General features: G+C 51.7%; 13 protein-coding genes, 1 tRNA gene and 6 pseudogenes. 9 read left to right on the top strand and 11 right to left on the bottom strand.

The window, feature by feature from the left end; all coding sequences use genetic code 11:
* The first annotated feature begins 243 nt into the window (after window positions 1–243).
* Window positions 244–1626 (top strand): MATE family efflux transporter, encoded by a 1383-nt coding sequence (locus tag KHX94_RS11890; RefSeq protein ID WP_213680798.1) that lies wholly within the window; start codon window positions 244–246, stop codon window positions 1624–1626.
* Between the two features lie 45 nt (window positions 1627–1671).
* Here KHX94_RS11890 and KHX94_RS11885 read toward each other — a convergent pair whose 3' ends face one another.
* Window positions 1672–2190: an FxsA family protein gene (locus KHX94_RS11885; RefSeq protein WP_213680797.1), complete on the bottom strand. Its 519-nt coding sequence runs from the start codon at window positions 2188–2190 to the stop codon at window positions 1672–1674.
* A 196-nt stretch (window positions 2191–2386) separates the two neighbouring features.
* Between KHX94_RS11885 and cutA the strand changes: the two genes are divergently transcribed.
* The 6 genes and pseudogenes from cutA to KHX94_RS11855 all read left to right on the top strand — a co-directional run bounded on the left by cutA (window position 2387) and on the right by KHX94_RS11855 (window position 9010).
* Complete coding sequence (gene cutA, locus KHX94_RS11880) at window positions 2387–2710, top strand: divalent-cation tolerance protein CutA (protein ID WP_213683427.1); 324 nt, start codon at window positions 2387–2389, stop codon at window positions 2708–2710.
* A pseudogene (locus KHX94_RS11875) lies at window positions 2707–4522 on the top strand (protein-disulfide reductase DsbD). Before cutA ends, KHX94_RS11875 begins: the two are co-directional and overlap by 4 nt.
* A gap of 119 nt (window positions 4523–4641) precedes the next feature.
* Complete coding sequence (locus KHX94_RS11870) at window positions 4642–6255, top strand: cation:proton antiporter family protein (RefSeq protein ID WP_213680796.1); 1614 nt, start codon at window positions 4642–4644, stop codon at window positions 6253–6255.
* 131 nt (window positions 6256–6386) lie between these two features.
* The gene (gene galK, locus KHX94_RS11865) at window positions 6387–7541 is read left to right on the top strand and encodes a galactokinase (RefSeq protein WP_213680795.1); all 1155 of its coding nucleotides are present in this window, start codon (window positions 6387–6389) and stop codon (window positions 7539–7541) included.
* Window positions 7542–7565: 24 nt separating this feature from the next.
* Window positions 7566–8613: pseudogene (locus KHX94_RS11860) on the top strand (aldose epimerase family protein).
* A gap of 1 nt (window position 8614) precedes the next feature.
* A complete protein-coding gene (locus tag KHX94_RS11855) occupies window positions 8615–9010 on the top strand; it encodes a DUF2391 family protein (protein ID WP_213680794.1) in 396 nt (131 codons plus the stop codon).
* A gap of 10 nt (window positions 9011–9020) precedes the next feature.
* Here the strand turns inward: KHX94_RS11855 and KHX94_RS11850 are convergent, their stop codons facing one another.
* The 5 genes from KHX94_RS11850 to fdhD all read right to left on the bottom strand — a co-directional run bounded on the left by KHX94_RS11850 (window position 9021) and on the right by fdhD (window position 13215).
* Window positions 9021–9452: a hypothetical protein gene (locus KHX94_RS11850; protein WP_213680793.1), complete on the bottom strand. Its 432-nt coding sequence runs from the start codon at window positions 9450–9452 to the stop codon at window positions 9021–9023.
* Window positions 9453–9785: 333 nt separating this feature from the next.
* Complete coding sequence (locus tag KHX94_RS11845; RefSeq protein ID WP_213680792.1) at window positions 9786–10763, bottom strand: NAD(P)H-quinone oxidoreductase; 978 nt, start codon at window positions 10761–10763, stop codon at window positions 9786–9788.
* Window positions 10764–10891: 128 nt separating this feature from the next.
* Window positions 10892–11125, bottom strand: coding sequence for a sulfurtransferase-like selenium metabolism protein YedF (gene yedF / locus KHX94_RS11840; protein WP_213680791.1), 234 nt, complete (start codon window positions 11123–11125; stop codon window positions 10892–10894).
* Entirely contained in the window at window positions 11125–12339 is a 1215-nt protein-coding gene (gene yedE, locus KHX94_RS11835) for a selenium metabolism membrane protein YedE/FdhT (RefSeq protein WP_213680790.1), read from the bottom strand. The genes yedF and yedE overlap by 1 nt, the downstream gene beginning before the upstream one ends.
* 96 nt (window positions 12340–12435) lie before the next feature.
* The gene (fdhD, locus tag KHX94_RS11830; protein ID WP_213683426.1) at window positions 12436–13215 is read right to left on the bottom strand and encodes a formate dehydrogenase accessory sulfurtransferase FdhD; all 780 of its coding nucleotides are present in this window, start codon (window positions 13213–13215) and stop codon (window positions 12436–12438) included.
* 177 nt (window positions 13216–13392) lie between these two features.
* Here fdhD and KHX94_RS11825 point away from each other — a divergent pair.
* Window positions 13393–13487: transfer RNA gene (locus tag KHX94_RS11825), tRNA-Sec, on the top strand.
* Between the two features lie 114 nt (window positions 13488–13601).
* On the opposite strand, the pseudogene KHX94_RS21805 reads toward KHX94_RS11825, so the two are convergent.
* Window positions 13602–14030, bottom strand: a pseudogene (locus KHX94_RS21805) (selenocysteine-specific translation elongation factor); the annotation flags it as partial.
* Between the two features lie 166 nt (window positions 14031–14196).
* Between KHX94_RS21805 and KHX94_RS11815 the strand changes: the two are divergent.
* Window positions 14197–14376 carry a hypothetical protein gene (locus tag KHX94_RS11815; RefSeq protein ID WP_213680789.1) on the top strand — a complete coding sequence of 60 codons (180 nt, stop codon included), beginning with the start codon at window positions 14197–14199 and terminating at the stop codon, window positions 14374–14376.
* A 2-nt stretch (window positions 14377–14378) separates the two neighbouring features.
* Here KHX94_RS11815 and KHX94_RS22030 read toward each other — a convergent pair.
* From KHX94_RS22030 to fdhE, 4 genes and pseudogenes are all read right to left on the bottom strand, one after another.
* A pseudogene (locus tag KHX94_RS22030) lies at window positions 14379–14516 on the bottom strand (hypothetical protein); the annotation flags it as partial.
* Between the two features lie 35 nt (window positions 14517–14551).
* Window positions 14552–15364, bottom strand: a complete 813-nt coding sequence (gene selB / locus KHX94_RS11810) for a selenocysteine-specific translation elongation factor (RefSeq protein WP_213680788.1) — start codon at window positions 15362–15364, stop codon at window positions 14552–14554.
* Window positions 15361–16779 (bottom strand): annotated as a pseudogene (gene selA / locus KHX94_RS11805) (L-seryl-tRNA(Sec) selenium transferase). The gene selB and the pseudogene selA overlap by 4 nt, the downstream one beginning before the upstream one ends.
* A gap of 67 nt (window positions 16780–16846) precedes the next feature.
* Window positions 16847–17748 (bottom strand): annotated as a pseudogene (gene fdhE, locus KHX94_RS11800) (formate dehydrogenase accessory protein FdhE).
* Between the last annotated feature and the right edge of the window lie 2 nt (window positions 17749–17750).

The raw sequence follows: 17750 nt of genomic DNA, 5'->3' as shown, positions 1-17750 counted from the left end.
TTTTGCCCAACATATTCAGGCGAGTTTACAGGTTAATAAATACGACAGCGGTTAATCACTGTCGCCAGATGTAGCTCTATATGGGGCTAATTTTCACAGTTCCAAGTGCGATCGAATAAAATTTTTAAAAATTTTTTGGGGCCAAGCGGTATTTGTACAATCCGGTTTTGCCGCTTGCCCGCTTCCTGTTAGAATCGCCGCGCAACAGCAATTCTAATTTCTTCGCTCATGGAGTCGTAGACGATGAGAGACAGACACGGGCTGCTGAGTCAGCCTATCGGTCGTGTGCTGCTCAACATGAGTCTGCCCAATATGCTGGGTATCCTGACCGTGCTCGGTTTTAATCTGGTTGATACCTTTTTTATCAGCCGACTGGGGACTGAAGCTCTGGCGGCCATTAGTTTTACCTTTCCGGTGACCTTGATCATCTCCAGTATTGCCATTGGTATAGGCGCTGGTGTGTCCACCAATCTTGGCCGATTGATCGGCGCGGGTCATGCGCCCCAAGCCAAGGTATTTCTGCACGATGCATTATTGCTAACATTTTTGCTGATCAGCGGCCTAGCAACACTTGGCAGTTTGTTCAACGATGGGTTATTCACCTTGATGGGCGCTGCCGATGGCATTCTGCCGCTAGTGCACCAGTACATGCAGATCTGGTATATCGGTGTGCCACTGCTGGTACTGCAAATGGTGGGCAATCAAGGCTTGAAAGCCACTGGCGATACCCGTCTGCCCGCGCAAATTCTGGCATTGGCGGCCGTGATTAATCTCATCCTCGACCCGCTACTCATTTTTGGTATTGGGCCATTTCCACGGTTGGAGTTACAAGGCGCGGCGATTGCCACTGTGGTGTCATGGGTGGTAGCGCTGTGTTTTTCCGGTTATCTGTTGGTATTAAAGCGGCATTTGTTGGTGGCAGCCCCCATCAGTATTAGCCGTTGCTGGGCCAACTGGAAGCAACTGGCCCATATCGCCCAACCAGCGGCAGTGATGAATCTGATGAACCCGCTGGCCAATGCGCTGATTATGGCGATGCTGGCGCGTATTGATCATGCCGCGGTGGCCGCCTTTGGCGCGGGAACCCGGCTGGAATCGGTGTTACTGATAGTCTCGATGGCGTTGTCATCCAGCGTAGTTCCGTTTGTGGCACAAAATTTAGGGGCTTGCCAGAAACTGCGCGCTCGGGCGGCGGTGATCCTATCGCTGCGATTCGTGTTAGTGTTTCAGACCTTGTTATACCTGCCATTGGCGCTATGGGCGCAGCCACTGGCGCGATTGTTTTCGGATGATCCGCTGGTACTGGAATGGCTGACGTTTTACATTCGGGTATTGCCACTCGCTTATGGGCCGCTCGGCGTGGTGATCATTGTGGCGACCGCATTAAACGCTTATCACCGCCCGATGGCGTCACTGATGCTTAACTTATGTCGGCTGTTTGTGTTGATGTTACCCTTGGCTGCATTAGGTGCTTGGGGCATGGGAGTTAAAGGTTTATTGCTGGCACTGCCCATAAGTAACTTACTGATGGGATTAGTGAGTTACCTTATCGCCTTGCGTATGAAAGAACCGGCTAACATGCCGCATCCCAGTTATTTTCAAGACAGCGATTGGAGCGGTAAGTAAATACAGCGCTGTCAGGCGCTATTTTCTCAGGTGTTGGCATGTAAGTTATTGCCGTTTGTCGTCGTCACCGTTGTGTAGCTGATGACTTTCGGGCCGTTTGTCTGATGGATCAGGTTTATGTTCGTATTCGCCGTCAATGACATCATCTTTACGCTGTCGCGGCGAGTTAAAAGGTGGTCGCCGATGCTGCGGTGCCATCACCACGCGTAGCTGCATGCGTTTATATAAAAATCCTGCAATGGGTGCCCGGCAGAAGGGGGTCAGTAACACAACACCGACAAAATCGGTCACAAAGCCGGGGATCACCAACAGTATTCCGGCAACGCCCAGCAGCATGCCTTCAACAATTTCCTGCCCGGGAGCTTCCCCTTGCGCCAATTTGCGTTGTACCGCCATCAGCGTATTCAATCCCTGGCTTTTCACCAGTGAAACACCGACCACTGCGGTCAGGATCACCAAGGCAACGGTGTTAAATGTTCCCAGAACATCACCGACCTGCATCAGCACCGACAGTTCTACCATCGGCAAAAATATCACTGCCACCAGTAAGATTAAAAAAGGCATCTAGATCTCGTTTACTTACTACTTGAAAAAACTTTATGGGGCCACCACGGTCTGAATTCAAGACCAGCATTGCTGCCAAAGTTCACTGTTTTAGCAACTGCTTAATGCAACAACAGGACAAACCACGTAAAGTAAGCGCTCGGACTGTCCTGCCGACGGCCATCCGTTAATTAACAGAGTGACACAGATGCACAGTATAACGCCAGAATTCCTGTTGGTATTCTGTAGTTGTCCCGATCATGACACGGCATTAGATCTTGCCAGATTGCTAGTGGATGAAAAGCTGGTGGCCTGTGCGCAGATTTCTGCGACGGTGACATCAGTATATCACTGGCAAGGGCAAAGCTGTGAAGCCACTGAGGTCAGCTTGCAACTAAAATGTCTGGCGGCGGTTTATCCGCAACTGCAGCAACGCGTGCTGCAACTACATCCCTATGAAGTACCGGAGCTGATTGCCGTGAATATCCAGCAAGGGCTACCGGCGTATCTGGACTGGATAAAAGACAACACAAGATTATGAAACGACTCATCACCCTGCTGTTTGCCTCATTGATGTTATTACCACTGGCACATGCCAGTGGCCTAAGTGATAAATTCCCTTTTCTCAAAAGCGAACCGGAACTGATGCCAGTGGATAAGGCGTTTGCCTTTGATGCGGTGCAGGATGGGCAGGTAGTGAAAGTCAGTTTTGTGATTGCTGATGGTTACTACATGTATCGCGACAAATTGCAGTTTGCGATAGAGGGCGGAGAATTAGGGGATATCGCCAAGCCTCGCGGTGAAAGTCATCACGATGATTATTTTGGCACCCAGGAAGTTTACCGCAGTTACGTGGAGATCCCGGTTGCCATCAAACAGGCGGGCACCGAAGCCACACTAAAAGTCACTTACATGGGTTGTGCTGAAGGAAAACTGTGTTTTCCCCGACCACCAGCGCTTTGGTGCTGAAACCGGTAGCCGAAAACGCGGGCACACTCGCGGCGGCGACTGCGCAGAGTGGCGATAACGCAGCAACGGCAGCCAGCGTTGATTCAAGCGCCAAGCAACCGCTGACCGAGCAGGATTCACTGCTGAATAAACTGCTGCACAGTGACAGTAAACTGCTGACATTGCTGACCTTCTTTGTACTGGGCATTGGGTTGGCACTCACCCCTGTGTGTTTCCTATGTATCCCATCCTGTCCGGCATCATTGTCGGGCAAGGGCAAAAAGTATCGACTGCACGCGCCTTCACGCTGTCAATGACCTATGTGCAAGGCATGGCACTCACCTATTCGATTCTCGGATTGGTAGTCGCATCAGCGGGCATGAAATATCAGGCCGCATTACAGAGTCCACCAGTGCTCATTGCCATTTCGTTGTTGTTTGTGCTGCTGAGTTTGTCCATGTTCGGCGTCTATGAACTACAGTTGCCCTCATCTTGGCAACAAAAGATGAATACGCTTTCTAATAAACAGCAGGGTGGCAAGCTCACTGGCGTATTTATGATGGGGGTGCTTTCCGGGTTGGTGGCTTCGCCTTGTACCACAGCGCCTCTGTCTGCAGTACTGGTTTACGTGGCCCAAAGTGGTGATCTGCTGCAAGGCTTTATCACACTCTATATTCTCAGTATGGGCATGGGGCTGCCATTGCTGCTGATTGGCACCACTGGCGGCAAACTGCTACCCCGAGCTGGCGCTTGGATGGAGATCATCAAACATATCTTCGGGTTCTTACTCATCATGGTGGCGATCATCATGCTGGGTCGTATCTGGCCCGGGTTGGTATCTGATCTGTTGTGGGCGCTGTGGGGCATTTGTCTGGCGGGTTATCTGATCCATGAAAACAAGACTACAGCATTCACTTGGAAACAAACCGTACGCGGCGTACTACTGCAACTACTGCTGATTGGTAGCTTTGCTTACGGAGTACAATCGGTAATGCTATCGCTAGGTTATGGTTACAGCAGCAATACTGTCAAAACAGGTGCGGTCGAATTTAAACACATCAGCACCTTGGCCGAATTTAAGAGTGAGATAGCCAAAGCCCAAGCTGAGAGCAAGCCAGTAATGTTGGATCTCTATGCCGATTGGTGTGTGGCCTGTAAAGAATTTGCCAATATCACTTTTAAGGACGCCGCCGTACAGCAGCGGATGTCACAAATGGTGCTGCTGACCGCCGATGTTACCGCCATGAATAAGCAGGACGAAGAACTGCTGAATGCCTACGATGTACTGGGGCTGCCAACCTTGTTGTTGATAGGTGCGGATGGGCAACTGCGCGATGATTTAAGGGTCACAGGTTTTATGGCACCAAGTGAATTTGCGCCGCATCTGGATCACTTGCTCAACTAAGCCGAACGTTTTACCAAAAAGGCGGCGTCTGCTACGAGCAACTCCGCCTTTTTATTTATGGTATTGAATGCCTTATAGTAGGGAGCAGGAACTCTACTTGCTTACGGTATCGCGTTACCATGGAACCCGCCATTCTTGTTATTACCCTCGCCTGTGGTCTGCTGGTCAGCCGGATCAATCTACCGCCATTAATCGGTTATCTCGCCGCTGGTTTTGTGCTTTACATCATGGGGATACAGAGCGACAGCCTGCCATTATTAAATGCCCTTGCCAGCCTTGGGGTGACACTGCTGCTGTTTGCTATTGGCCTAAAACTGGATATTCGCAGCCTGTTTAAAGCTGAAGTCTGGGCCGGCTCCGGACTACACCTACTCTTATCGATAGTGCTGTTTGTACCACTGTTGAAGATTTTGGGCATAGTCGGTCTGAGTCAGATCACCAGTCTTAGCGTGGGACAACTGACATTGCTGGCGTTCGCCTTGAGTTTTTCCAGTACGGTTTTTGCGGTAAAAGTGCTGGAAGATAAAGGTGATATGCAGACCCTTTATGGTCGGGTCGCCATTGGCATCCTGATCATGCAGGATATTTTTGCGGTATTGTTTCTTACCATTTCTAAGGGCAATTTCCCGTCGCCATGGGCATTGGCGTTGTTGTTACTGCCGCTGGCCAAGCCGCTGATTTACCGCGCCTTTGATCGGGTGGGCCATGGCGAACTACTGGTATTGTTCGGACTGGTGATGGCACTGGTAGTCGGAGCCTGGTTATTTGAAGCCGTAGGACTGAAACCGGATCTCGGCGCGCTGGTGATCGGGATTTTACTGGCAGGACACGCAAAAGCCTCAGAGCTAGCCAAGTCACTGTTTTACTTTAAGGAACTTTTCCTGGTCGCGTTTTTCCTCACCATAGGACTCAATGGCTTACCTAGCGCTAGCGATATTCTGCTCGCGCTGTTGCTGGCACTGTTGATCCCGCTGAAAATCCTGCTGTTTGTCTGGCTGCTGACGCGTTTCAAACTGCGCTCGCGCACCGCCATGCTCAGCGCCTTTAATCTGGGAAATTTCAGTGAATTTGGTTTGATAGTGGCGGCGGTCGCCGCAGCCAAGGGCTGGTTACCGGCACATTGGCTAGTGATCATTGCTGTGGCATTGAGTATCAGCTTTTTATTGGCGGCACCGCTCAATGCATTGGTGGGCAAAGTCTATCAGCGCTTTCAGAAAAAACTGGTGCGGCTGGAACGCAAGCCACTACATCCAGAAGATCGCCCGATCCCCATTGGTAATCCACGTTTTCTGATCCTCGGTATGGGGCGTATCGGCAGCGGCGCTTACGATGAGCTGAAAAACCGCTTTGGTGGTGAAATTCTCGGGATTGAACATAAACAGGAGTTGGTGGATTTCCATCGGCAGCACGGTCGTAATGTGGTCAAAGGCGATGCCGCCGATACCGACTTTTGGGAGAAACTCGACCGCGCCCCCAACCTGGAACTGGTGCTGCTGGCGATGCCGTATCATGCCGGTAATCTGTTTTCAGTACAGCAACTGAAGAAGCTGGATTATCAAGGCAAGATCAGCGCCATCATCCAATACGGCGAAGACGCCCAATCACTACGAGAGCTTGGGGTTCATAGCGTCTATAACCTGTATGAAGCAGCCGGTGCCGGTTTTGTCGACCATGTGGCAACTGAACTGCTGCCAATGGACGCGAATGCTGTGGATGATACGCCAGCCGCCTGACCGACAATGGCCTGAGGCGGGAGCCATAAATCCCGCTAACGTTAGCCGCCACAGTCGTGATATAACAGCAGAGTAAATAAGTCTGTGCCAGACTTTGATAATTAAGTTGTTTTTGTGGAATCACCTGGAAAATGTCGAACCCTGCACCCAGTGCCACCAAGCTGTTTGTAAAAACATTTGGTACTAAACCCGATGTCCTTTTCAGTGCCCCGGGTCGCGTCAATATTATTGGCGAGCACACCGATTATAACGATGGTTTTGTATTACCTGCGGCCATCAACTTCCATACCGTGATTGCGGTAAAAGTCCGTAATGACGACCAGTTTCGTGCGGTTGCCGATGAGTATCCAGACATCCGCCAATGGCGTTATGGTGCCGAAGGGCAGATGGCAGATGGTGATGGCTGGATCAACTATCTCAAGGGATTCAGCTCAGCAGTAGCACTGAGTGGCCTACCTGCTAAAGGGCTGGATCTGGCGGTAGTAGGCAATGTGCCCGCCGGAGCCGGGTTAGCATCATCCGCCTCACTGGAAATCGCTTTTGGTACGGCAATTAACGATACCAGCCAACTGCATCTGTCGCCGCTGGCGGTGGCACAGTTAGCACAACGGGGTGAAAATCATTATGTGGGCCATGCCTGTGGCATCATGGATCAGATCACCTGCGCTATGGCGGAAGAAGACTGCGCGCTGCTGATCGACTGCATGGATCTTGAGTGCCAACCTGTGCCCATCCCCGACAGTCTCAGCCTGTTGATCATCAACTCGGGTCTGCCTTCAGTACGCCACAGCGAAGAATTCAATGAACGACGCCAGCAATGTGAACAAGTGGCCGCCCATTTTGGGCTGGATACCTTGCGCCACCTGACACTGGCGCAACTGCAACAGCAGCAAGCACAACTGGATCCCGTCGCCTATCGCCGGGCACATCATGTAGTTACGGAAAACAATCGCACCCAAAGGGCAGTCCGGGCACTGACCAAAGGCGATATCGAGCGGATTTCGCAACTGATGGCAGAATCCCATGACTCGATGCGGGATGATTTTGCCATTGTGCCGGAAGCTATCGATACGCTGGTGCAGATTATCCGCCGCCCGCTTGGAACGCATGGTGGTGTGCGTATGACCGGCAAAGGTTTTGGTGGCTGTGTTATCGCCCTGGTTGAACACGAATATACCGACAAAGTGATCGCTGCCGTTGAGCAGGAATATCACCGCAGTACCGGCCTAGAGGCACAAATTTATCTGTGTAGCCCAACCGCTGGCGCCGCCAGAATAGGCAAGTAATCCAATATAGACAAGGCGTAAGGAATGAACCAAGGACAGAGCACAACGGTAAGATTCAGTGTACTTGAACCCTGGCAAGACCCGCGGGGGGCAGATAGAACGTATCCGCCTCGACAACGGCATTCTGGCACTGGAGGTGCTCAGCCTTGGTGGCATTATCCGCTCGCTGTGGAGCCCAGATCGCGAAGGCAACCGAGCCAATATCGTGCTGGGCACTGATTCAGCCGCCGCTTATTTAGCACAAACAGCCCATCTAGGCGCGGTGGCTGGCCGTTACAGCAATCGCATCGCAAACAGCCGTATCAGTTGGCAGGATCGTAGTTATCAGTTGGACGATAACTTTCACAGTCACTGCCTGCATGGCGGCCACGAAGGTTTCAGCCGCAAGTTATGGAACATCGGCACCTTACCCGATGGCCTGCGCCTGACTCTCAACAGCCCAGACGGTGATATGGGATTTCCCGGAAACTGTCAGGTCCAACTCGATTATCGCTTAGCCGGTAATAATCTCTATGTCGAGTTTGTCGCGGCAACCGATGCTCCGTGCCCGATCAGCCTGACTCAACACAGCTATTTCAATCTGGACGGCAGCCGCGATGTCCGTCAGCAGCAGGTGCAATTAATGGCCGATAAGGTACTGCTACCTGACGAACTCGGCATCCCGCACGGCACCATGGCAGTAGCAGATTCGGCTTTTGATCTGCAACGTCCCATCAGCATTGGCCAGCGCCTGCAACACCCAGAACTGGCCGCCACCAAAGGTTATGATCATTGCTACATCATTGATAATCCGCAACAAACATTGCAGCAGGTAGCATCCGTTTATAGTCCACTATCCGGGCGCCAATTAACGCTGCATACCAATCAGCCTGGCGTGCAGTTCTATACTGCCAATTTCTTGAGCGGCACCCCGGGGCGTCGAGACACTGTGCTACAGGATTATCAAGGCTGGTGTCTGGAGCCACAAATGCTGCCAGACTCCCCCAATCAGCCACTGTTACCGGGCAACCCTTGGGTACTGCCGGGACAGACTTATCACCATATCAGCCGCTACGAATTGACCACTCGTTGACATGAATCTGCATTTTAATAGTGAGGATTTGGGGCAGATCAGTATCGGCGCATTTGCACTGTCGGTACCGATTGCCTTTTCACAGGAAGCCTGGGATTTAGCCGCATCACTGCCGCTAGGGAATATGATCCTAGTGGTGTGCCTCAGCTTGGGATTTATTGCGTTATTTGCTTATCAGAGTGTGTTTCAAGCGCGGATCCGCACCCGTATAGCCGTCTTTTTATTGCGGATTGTGTTGGCCTACACCTTGACGCTTATCATCGTCAGCATCGTACTGCTGGCATTGGATAAGTGGCCGATTGTCACTGCGCCCTACTTGGCATTGAAACGGACATTACTGATTGCCATGCCCGCTTCAATGGGTGCCATCATAGTCGACAGTTTTGACAAAGAATAACTAGTGCAGATTACTCTTCGTAATCTTCATCTTCCCAGCTGTCATCACTATCTTCTTCAAAATCATCACCGATGATTTCGTCACCACCGCCTTCTTCATCATCGAGCTGCGGCTCAGGTTTCGCTTTGCGCACCGGAGCTGTGTCTTTGATGTTAGCCAGATTGATGCGGGCAGAATGTTTCTGCATAAATTCAGCGCGGGCAGATTTCCAAGCACCAGCGAACTCGCTTTCAGCAGTTTTTAACTGCTCATCACTCAGTTCGTAGAGGTTTGGCTTCACGATAGCTTCCACGTACTCGACGATAGCTTTACGCTGTGTATTGTACAGGTAAATACGGCCAGCAGAGGCCTCGGGTAACTGATTGTCATGGATGACGATGGCGTTTCCTCGCGCGGTTCTCAGTTCGCCATACCAAACTTGTTTTTTAGCAGTGTTATACATATATGCCAATACCCTTAAATCAACACATATACCAAATGAATAAACCAGAGATGCACACTTGAACCGATGTTTTCGTCCGCCACAGTGCACCGGTTATCGCCAGCGTTCAGCCAGAGCGTATTCTTGCAGAATCTTTTACAGAATCAACGGCAAAAAGGTGATATTTCAAGCAAAAATGCTGTTTTTTTCACCCGGTTTTTTCTGCTCTCTGGCGTCAGATGGGAATTTAGCCTAAAAAGCCGCTAACGCAAACGAATTTGTGCGAGAAAAATCTTTTAATTGCTATAAGCGGCGAATTTTCAGCTATTACTGCTGGAATAAAGACATCCAGTGTCACAATGTCAGCACCACTTTTCCCATATGCATGCCAGACTCCAGTAACTGATGAGCCGCAGCGGCCTGTTCCAGTGGTAAGATTTTATGGAGGGTAGGTTTCAGTTGTCCGCGTTCTAGCAAGGGCCACACCATCTGCCGCAGCTGGGCGGCAATCTCGGCTTTGGCGGCCACCGACTGCGGCCGTAATGTCGAGCCGGTCCAAAGAATGCGCTTAAACATCAGCAATGCCACATCCACTTCTGCCATCCGGCCCTCTCGGGTCGCAATAGAGAGCAAACGGCCATCCAACGCCAGCACTTTCAGATCGGCATTGATAGTCTTGCCGCCCGTAATATCCAGCACCACATCAACACCACGCCCTTCAGTAAAGGCCAGCGCAGGTTCCACAAAGGCCCCATTGTGATAATCAAATGCCGCATCAGCACCGAGCGCCAAACAGTAGTCACGTTTTTCCTCGGTGCCACTGGTAGCTATCACCCGGCAACCAAACGCCTTGGCCAACATGATGGCGGTTGAGCCAATTCCCCCAGAACCGCCATGCAGCAACACGGTTTCACCCCGTTTGAGGCCACCGCGCATAAACAGGTTACCCCACACGGTAAACAGCGTTTCAGGTAGAGCTGCCGCCTCTGTCATACTCCAGCCCTGCGGCAACGGCAGGCAATGCCCCGCCCAGGTCAATACATATTCACTGTAGCCGCCGCCCGGCACTAGGGCACACACGTAATCGCCCACTTGCCAGCGGGTTTCGTTTTCCGCCACCGCAACAATTTCACCCGCAACTTCGAGGCCAAGGATTGGTGATGCTTCTGGTGGCGGTGGATAAATGCCCTGACGCTGAAATAGATCCGGCCCATTCACGCCTGCCGCCGCGACTTTGATCAGCACCTGTCCGGTCATTGGCTGTGGCACCGGCGCGTCGGCCACATGCAACACCGAAGGTTCACCTGGGTTATCAAACTGTACCTGTCGCATCTCATATCCTTAATGTGCTATTAGCATTCAGCCCTACTGTAGCAGCGCCATTGTGGATACGTCAGTAACTTGCCATAAAAAAGCACCGCCATTGCGGTGCCAAGTCGTGTTCTACCAATAATCAGCCGTTAACGCTGGATCAGATAACGGATAGTCGGGCCGTTCTGCTCGATCTGCAGCACCTTGTAACCGTGATTTTTAGCGTCTAACGGAATGTTATTGATGGACTGAGGGCAATCGCTGATCACTTCGAGGATCTGCCCCGGCTGTAATTGCGGCATAGCTTCCAGTGTTGCTACGGCCGGGTATGGGCAGGGTTCACCCACCATATCCAATTGATAGTCAGGAATATATTGGGTCATTATGCAACCTCCGCAGCAATTTTGGCAGACATCCCGCCCTTACGACGGAAAAAACGTTTTTCCCAAAGCAACATAGCGGCAAATGCCAACGCCAACAGCAAGTAAGTCAACAACAAGCCACCTATCGGACCAAAGCTCTGTAACAGGTTTACCTTATCCCAACTGGTTGCCAACGGTGTTGCCAGATCATCCCAGTAATAGGCGAGGATGGTGGAGCCAATCACGTTGCCAATCCCCACAAACCAGAAGTGTACCTGTCCTTCGACGGCACGATACATCCAGCCAGTTTCACAGCCGCCCGCCAGCACAATGCCAAAACCAAACAACAAGCCACCGATAACGGCATTGGGGCCAGCCCACATAATTTTAGGTGACACACCAAGTTGCACGTAGCTGTAGATGCCGATGGCGCTTACTGCCATTCCTAGAATGATCGCTTTCGCCATGTGAGTTCTGCCGGTGATCCACATATCACGGAAAGCAGAGGTAAAACAGATTTGTGCCCGTTCAATCAATAGACCAAAGCCCACACCACATAACATCGCAATGCCGAGTTTGGGATGGTCAGCCATCGTCAGCAGCCCCCAACCGATCACCGCGACAAACACCAACATACCAATACGGAACCGCCGCTTAGCCTGCTGCTGATCTTGGGCAATGTTACTGGCTTTATCGACCTTCTTCAGTTTTAGCGGCACACGGAACATAGGTAGCAAAGAGAATTTGGCACCAAAGTAAGAACCCACAGCCGTTGCTAGCGCAAAGAACCAAGCATGTAAGGAAAATTGTGGGATCCCAGTAAAGAAAGCTGCCAAATTACAGCCCATCGCTAAACGAGCACCGAAACCGGCAATAATGCCACCCAGCAAAGCCTGAGCGATACGAATGCGGCTTTGTGGCAGCCGCAGCTTAACGTTATTGGCCCACAACGCTGCCGCAATACAACCGCCAAACATACCGATGATCATCATGCCGTCGATACGGTCAAGTGGGGTACCTTTCAGGCCAATAATCTTAAAATAACCCCAGTTGCTGGGATCTATCCCCACCAGTTGTAACAAGTGGCCGCCCCAGCGGGTAAATTCACCGGTTACCGCCCAGAAAGTGCCCGTTAGGCCAAAGTAATAAGTCGAAAGGATCCCCGCAGCAATCACCGCAGGCATAGGTGCCCAGAAGCGCACCAGATAATCTTGTTTAAACTGTTGCCAGGTCATAAATTGACTCCCAAAAAGTACAACACTCCCAAGGCAGCTGCGTTTATGCAGCTGCCCATACGGTTTCTCGACACGAGAATACGGATTGGATGGTTTTTACCGGGCGAGCGTGTTTTGTAGCCGGAAACTATGGCAGTAAACGTTGGCGCGGCCATTACGGCAAAAACCGACGAGGGTGATATTGCTCTTTTCTGCCAGATCCGCGGCCAGTGCAGTGACGGCCGACATGGCGAACAGGATTTGAATACCGGCACTGGCGGCCTTTTGCACCATTTCAAAACTTGCACGACTGGTTAACAACACAGCGACAGGCTTCTCCGCATTACGGCGGGAAAATGCCCCGATAAGTTTATCCATGGCAATATGTCTGCCAATGTCCTCGTATATATAGATAACTTCTCCTTGATTATTTAACCCTAAGGCAGCATGTGTTGCCCCAGTTAATTCAAAATTACTCTGTTTCTTTTTTGCCTTATCTAAAATAGATGGCAACAGTTCCATATTAAAAACTGCATCTGAATCAACAGTTTTAATTGGTTTTACCGCATCATCAAGTTGTGCAACACCACATAAGCCGCAGCCAGTACGCCCGGCCATACTACGCCGATGTTCTTTCAAATCAGCAAAGCAACGCTGAGTGATTTCGATGTAAATGATGATACCGCTCTCAACGTACTCAACATCAACACCTTTGATTTCATTGATATTTGAAACGATTCGTTCAGACAAAGTAAAGCCGATGGCGAACTCTTCCAAATCCTGTGGACTGGCAAGCATCACTGTGTGTGAAATGCCGTTGTAGACCAATGCCACCCGCACTTCATTCGCGAGTTTATCGGTAAATTCTGAACATTTATCACGTTCAAAAAGGGTGATATTTTTTCAACTACAACATCTGCGCAATTATCGTACATAAGCACCCCATGAACTACTGTTTAATTAAAAAGCTATGTGAAAAATATAAATGATTATCCCGATCACAAAGGATGTCTGAAAATAAAAGTTTCGTTGAATAATGTTCAATCATTATTTATTATCTCTGTGTCTTTCAGAGGAAGAACGTCGTCTCCGGTGAGGCGTCCGGACTTCAAATCCGGGTGGGGCTGCCAGCAGTCCCGGGTAGGTTCGACTCCTATGTTCTTCCGCCACTCACCTCGATCCCGAAATAATTCCCCATCCCGGATATCACGGCTGTTCGAACGATACTTGCGGCGAGTAAAGCCACTGCGATCAAAAAATTCCAGTAACTGAATCGCCACTTTGCGGCCAAGCCCTGCCAGCGCTTTAAACTCCGCAGTTTCCAAGGCGTCATGGTAACGGAAATGTTCACGGATGGAATCGGCGATCTCACACAATCGAAAATTAAGCATATAGCGGTCTTTGACGATGGCACTGATATAGCCTTGCTGTACCAACTGGATACACCAAGGGCGAATATGGTCTGAATCGACCGCAAGCGCATCGGCCATATCGGTTACCCACACGGGGCCAGATTGCTGCAACAACCACGGCAACAACTGCTGCCAAAAGGCCTCTGCGTCCGCGGATAACTGCTGTTTATGCTGCGGTAAATGCAGCATAGTGCCACGATTCAACAAACGTTCTTGGTGGATTAACTGTGCCACCAGGGTTTTAGCCACGTCATCGGGCAAGGTACAGTGGCACATCCGCAGCAACCGACTTAATCCCACCCCTAATTGATCGGGGGCCTGTTGGTGATATTCTGCCAATACCTCAATAAAGCGCGCAGCTTCCTGTTCCAGCAATGCGGGAGCAACCAGCCATTGCGCAATTTTTTGCAGTCCGGTCTGCGCCAGTAACTGCTGTAAGCCGTTTTCACTCAACTGCCAGCGCCAGATGACCTCATCCACAGGCAGTGCTGCGCTTGTCGCCAGTTGTTGCAAGGCGGTAACCGCATCGGTAGCTTGCGCCAATGCCCATAAGGATCCCAGCCGTTGCGGTGTCCGTTTGCGACGATTCGGCACGCTGAGCGCCAATACTCGGCCAGCGCCTAGTGTCTGCTTGCCATTAGCATGACGCAGGATCACCCGGTCGTTTTGACACAATAATAGCGGCTGTTCTAACACTAACTCCGCCAGTTGCTGACCTTGAGGGCCAGGTTCACCTAATAACGACAGGTGTGCCAGCGTATGTTCCGCACCATGATGGCAATGCACGCTCTGCCAATGCCCCACAGGTTCACGCGCATGGATCACCACCACTGGCCGTTCACTGGGGGCGGAACTGGGATACTGCTCAGCCAATCACCTCGCTGTGGCGGCCGATTGCTGTCAGTACCCGCTAAATTTAATGCAACCCGATTACCAGCTGTTGCCGACGGCGTTTCTTGTCCCTGGGCATGCACGGCTCGAACCCGCAGCGCACCTTGCTGCGCCGAGCTGTAAAGAGCATCCCCGACAGTAACCTGGCCGCTGATCAGCGTGCCTGTTACCACACAACCCGCGCCTTTCACGGTAAAAGCCCGGTCTAACGCCATCCGAAATAGCTGTTGTTCATCGGCTGGATCGGCCGATAAGCCATAAATATGCTGCCGCAGGTCATCAATACCATCGCCCGTCAGCGCCGAGACAGGAAACACACCAGCGGCTTCCAGTCCATGGGATTGCAGTAACAGTAAAGCATCGTTAAGCACCTGTGCCTGACGTGGCGGTTCCACCAGATCGATTTTGGTCAGCACCAACGTCAGACTCAGCAGCGGCAACAATGCCAAGATTTCCAGATGATCACGGGTTTGTGGCATCACCCCATCATCGCAAGCGATAACCAGCAAGGCATGACGCGCATGGCTGACGCCAACTAACATGTTATTGATAAACTTCTCATGCCCTGGCACATCGATAAATGCCAGCCGACTGCCATCTGGCATAGGTAAAAAAGCATAGCCAAGGTCGATGGTCATGCCACGGCGTTGCTCTTCTGGCAGCCGATCGGCATTCATGCCGGTAAGCGCCTGGATCACCGCGGTCTTACCATGATCCACATGGCCGGCAGTGACAATAATCATAAGGCTGTCCCCAGGGTTTGCAGGTCAGTCAGTAATTCATCAAAGTCATCGGCGCCACGCAGATCCAGCAACAACTGTTCATTGGCAATGCGGCCGATCACCGGGCGGGTTGCCGTTTTGAAATGTCGCTCTAGCGCTAGAATAGAACCGCCATCTGCTGCCTGAAAAGCTAATGCCACTGAGGGTAAAAAGGTATCTGGCTGTGAACCACTGCCCACTTGAGTGTGGCATTCCATGCTCTGCAGCTGGTAAACCGGAGCGTAAATGGGCGCAAGGGCCGCGAGCAGACGTTCAGCCTGAGATTGCAGTTGCACTTTGGTGCGCGCGAACTTCGCCATAATCGGCAACTCGCGATCTAGGGTTTCTGGGTTCAAATAGTGGCGTAATGTGGCTTCCAGTGCCGCCAGGATCAGCTTGTCGCAGCGCAATGCCCGCTTCAGTGGGTGACGCTGTAACTGGTCAAGCAGCGATTGTTTACCCACAATCAACCCAGATTGCGGCCCCCAAAAGTTTGTCGCCAGAGAAACTCAGCAAATCCACGCCATCTGCCAGCATCGCTTGTGGTGTTGGTTCCGGTTTCAGACCAAAGCGGCGCATATCCGTGAGCGCACCACTGCCGAGATCGGACAGCAGCGGCAAACCGCGCTCATGCGCCAATTTCGCTAGCGAGGCTTCATCCACCGCCGCCGTAAAGCCACTGATATGATAATTGCTGGTGTGTACCTTCATAATGGCACCAGTGTTTTCGGTAATGGCCGCTTCATAGTCACGCAGATGCGTACGGTTGGTGGTACCAACTTCCACCAGCGTACATCCGGCCTGACGCATAATGTCAGGAATACGAAATGCGCCGCCAATCTCCACCAGCTCACCACGGGAAACAATCACTTCCTTACCCGCAGCAACCGCCGACAGCATCAATAACACCGCCGCGGCATTGTTGTTGACGACACAGCAGCATCAGCGCCCGTCAGACGGTGGATAAGTTCGCTGACAGTGGTGTCACGATGCCCACGTTTACCCGCTTCCAGTTCAAATTCCAGCGGTGTGGGATAGCGCATCACTGAAACCACGGCGGCAATTGCGGCCTCAGACTGCTGCGAGCGCCCAAGATTGGTATGCAGTATCGTGCCGGTAAGGTTCCAAACCGGCTGTAAACTATGGCGATGGCTCGCCTGCAATTGATCAGCTAAATACTCGAAAATCTCCGTATCGTCACGCAACCACGCAGGTAATTGCTGGCACGCAGCAATCTGCGCCCGCGCCGCTACCAGCATCTGATTCAGTGCCTGTTTGAATGCCGCCTTACCATACTGCTGCAATAATGGTTGCAGCGCCGCCATGGTCAGCAAAGCATCCATAGAGGGCAATGCACGGTAGAGCTTTTCTGGAGTCTCAAATACTTGGGTCATCATCTGTCACAAATAGCAAAACAATAAAGGGAGGGCCAACGACCCTCCCGGGTATTCCAGGCTGCCGTGCCTACGACTCATGCGCCAGCAGTAATGGGTTCAATGTGGTAGCACTGTACCCTTTGTCACTCAGTTGGCTATCCAGTCCCAGCGAAGCCAGATCGTCTGCCACCACTTCCATACGCGGATCTTTGGCAACAAACAGCATCTTGGTATAACCATGGCAATGATCGCAGGTTTCGATGCGGATGTTTGCCTGGTGATCATCAAAGGCCCACAACGACAACTGCTTGGCGTCATCACAGTTAGTACACTGTGCGCGCACATAATGCCACTGTGTTTCGCATAAACTGCAATGCAGATAACGCAATCCTTCCCTTGGCTCCTCGCGGATCACACTGGCCACCGGATGACTACCACAAACCGGACAGAGTGCGGTCTGTTTGATAGCCGCTATATCCATCCGTGAAATCACCATAGGTGCCCAATGGGCCCAATAGGCTGACAAAGCTGCCCACAGAAACAGGCTGTACTGAGCAGGAACATCACTCAGATGCCCTTGGCGCAAGCTGTTACCATAGGCGGCTTGTTGCTCCGGTGTCAGCGCCATCAATTCGCGGATCACCCCGGCAACCGCTGCCGGTGCCAATGGCAACATCTCACTTAACAGTGATTGCAGTTGCACCAGCCAGTAGCGGTTATCGGCGGTATATTGCAGCGACAACGGCATGGGCTGCGTCATATCCAGCTCAGGTGCCGGACCGAATTCGTCCGCCTGAGCTAGCTTTAACTGAGTGGTCACTAACGACCGGCACAGCTTGAGATAGTCTGCCAGCGGCGACCCTCGGCTAATGTTTCCAGCCGTTCGGCGCGGTGACGATAAATGTCCTGTGGCTTGGCCGCCAACAGCGGCTTGAGTGCCAAGGGCGATTTATCACCCAGACTCAACGGGATCTCACTGGCAAATGTCATCT

It is taken from the genome of Shewanella dokdonensis, assembly GCF_018394335.1.
Classification (GTDB): Bacteria; Pseudomonadota; Gammaproteobacteria; order Enterobacterales; family Shewanellaceae; genus Shewanella; species Shewanella dokdonensis.
This window is presented reverse-complemented; position numbering and strand designations above follow the sequence as displayed.

Excerpts from the sequence above, each read along its gene's own strand:
- KHX94_RS11890 (WP_213680798.1), top strand. The coding sequence starts at position 244 with ATGAGAGACAGACACGGGCTGCTGAGTCAGCCTATCGGTCGTGTGCTG.
- galK (WP_213680795.1), top strand. The coding sequence starts at position 6,387 with ATGTCGAACCCTGCACCCAGTGCCACCAAGCTGTTTGTAAAAACATTT.
- selB (WP_213680788.1), bottom strand. The coding sequence starts at position 15,364 with ATGATTATTGTCACTGCCGGCCATGTGGATCATGGTAAGACCGCGGTG.
- yedE (WP_213680790.1), bottom strand. The coding sequence starts at position 12,339 with ATGACCTGGCAACAGTTTAAACAAGATTATCTGGTGCGCTTCTGGGCA.
- KHX94_RS11850 (WP_213680793.1), bottom strand. The coding sequence starts at position 9,452 with ATGTATAACACTGCTAAAAAACAAGTTTGGTATGGCGAACTGAGAACC.
- KHX94_RS11815 (WP_213680789.1), top strand. The coding sequence starts at position 14,197 with ATGACCTCATCCACAGGCAGTGCTGCGCTTGTCGCCAGTTGTTGCAAG.
- KHX94_RS11845 (WP_213680792.1), bottom strand. The coding sequence starts at position 10,763 with ATGCGACAGGTACAGTTTGATAACCCAGGTGAACCTTCGGTGTTGCAT.
- KHX94_RS11885 (WP_213680797.1), bottom strand. The coding sequence starts at position 2,190 with ATGCCTTTTTTAATCTTACTGGTGGCAGTGATATTTTTGCCGATGGTA.
- KHX94_RS11870 (WP_213680796.1), top strand. The coding sequence starts at position 4,642 with ATGGAACCCGCCATTCTTGTTATTACCCTCGCCTGTGGTCTGCTGGTC.
- KHX94_RS11855 (WP_213680794.1), top strand. The coding sequence starts at position 8,615 with ATGAATCTGCATTTTAATAGTGAGGATTTGGGGCAGATCAGTATCGGC.
- yedF (WP_213680791.1), bottom strand. The coding sequence starts at position 11,125 with ATGACCCAATATATTCCTGACTATCAATTGGATATGGTGGGTGAACCC.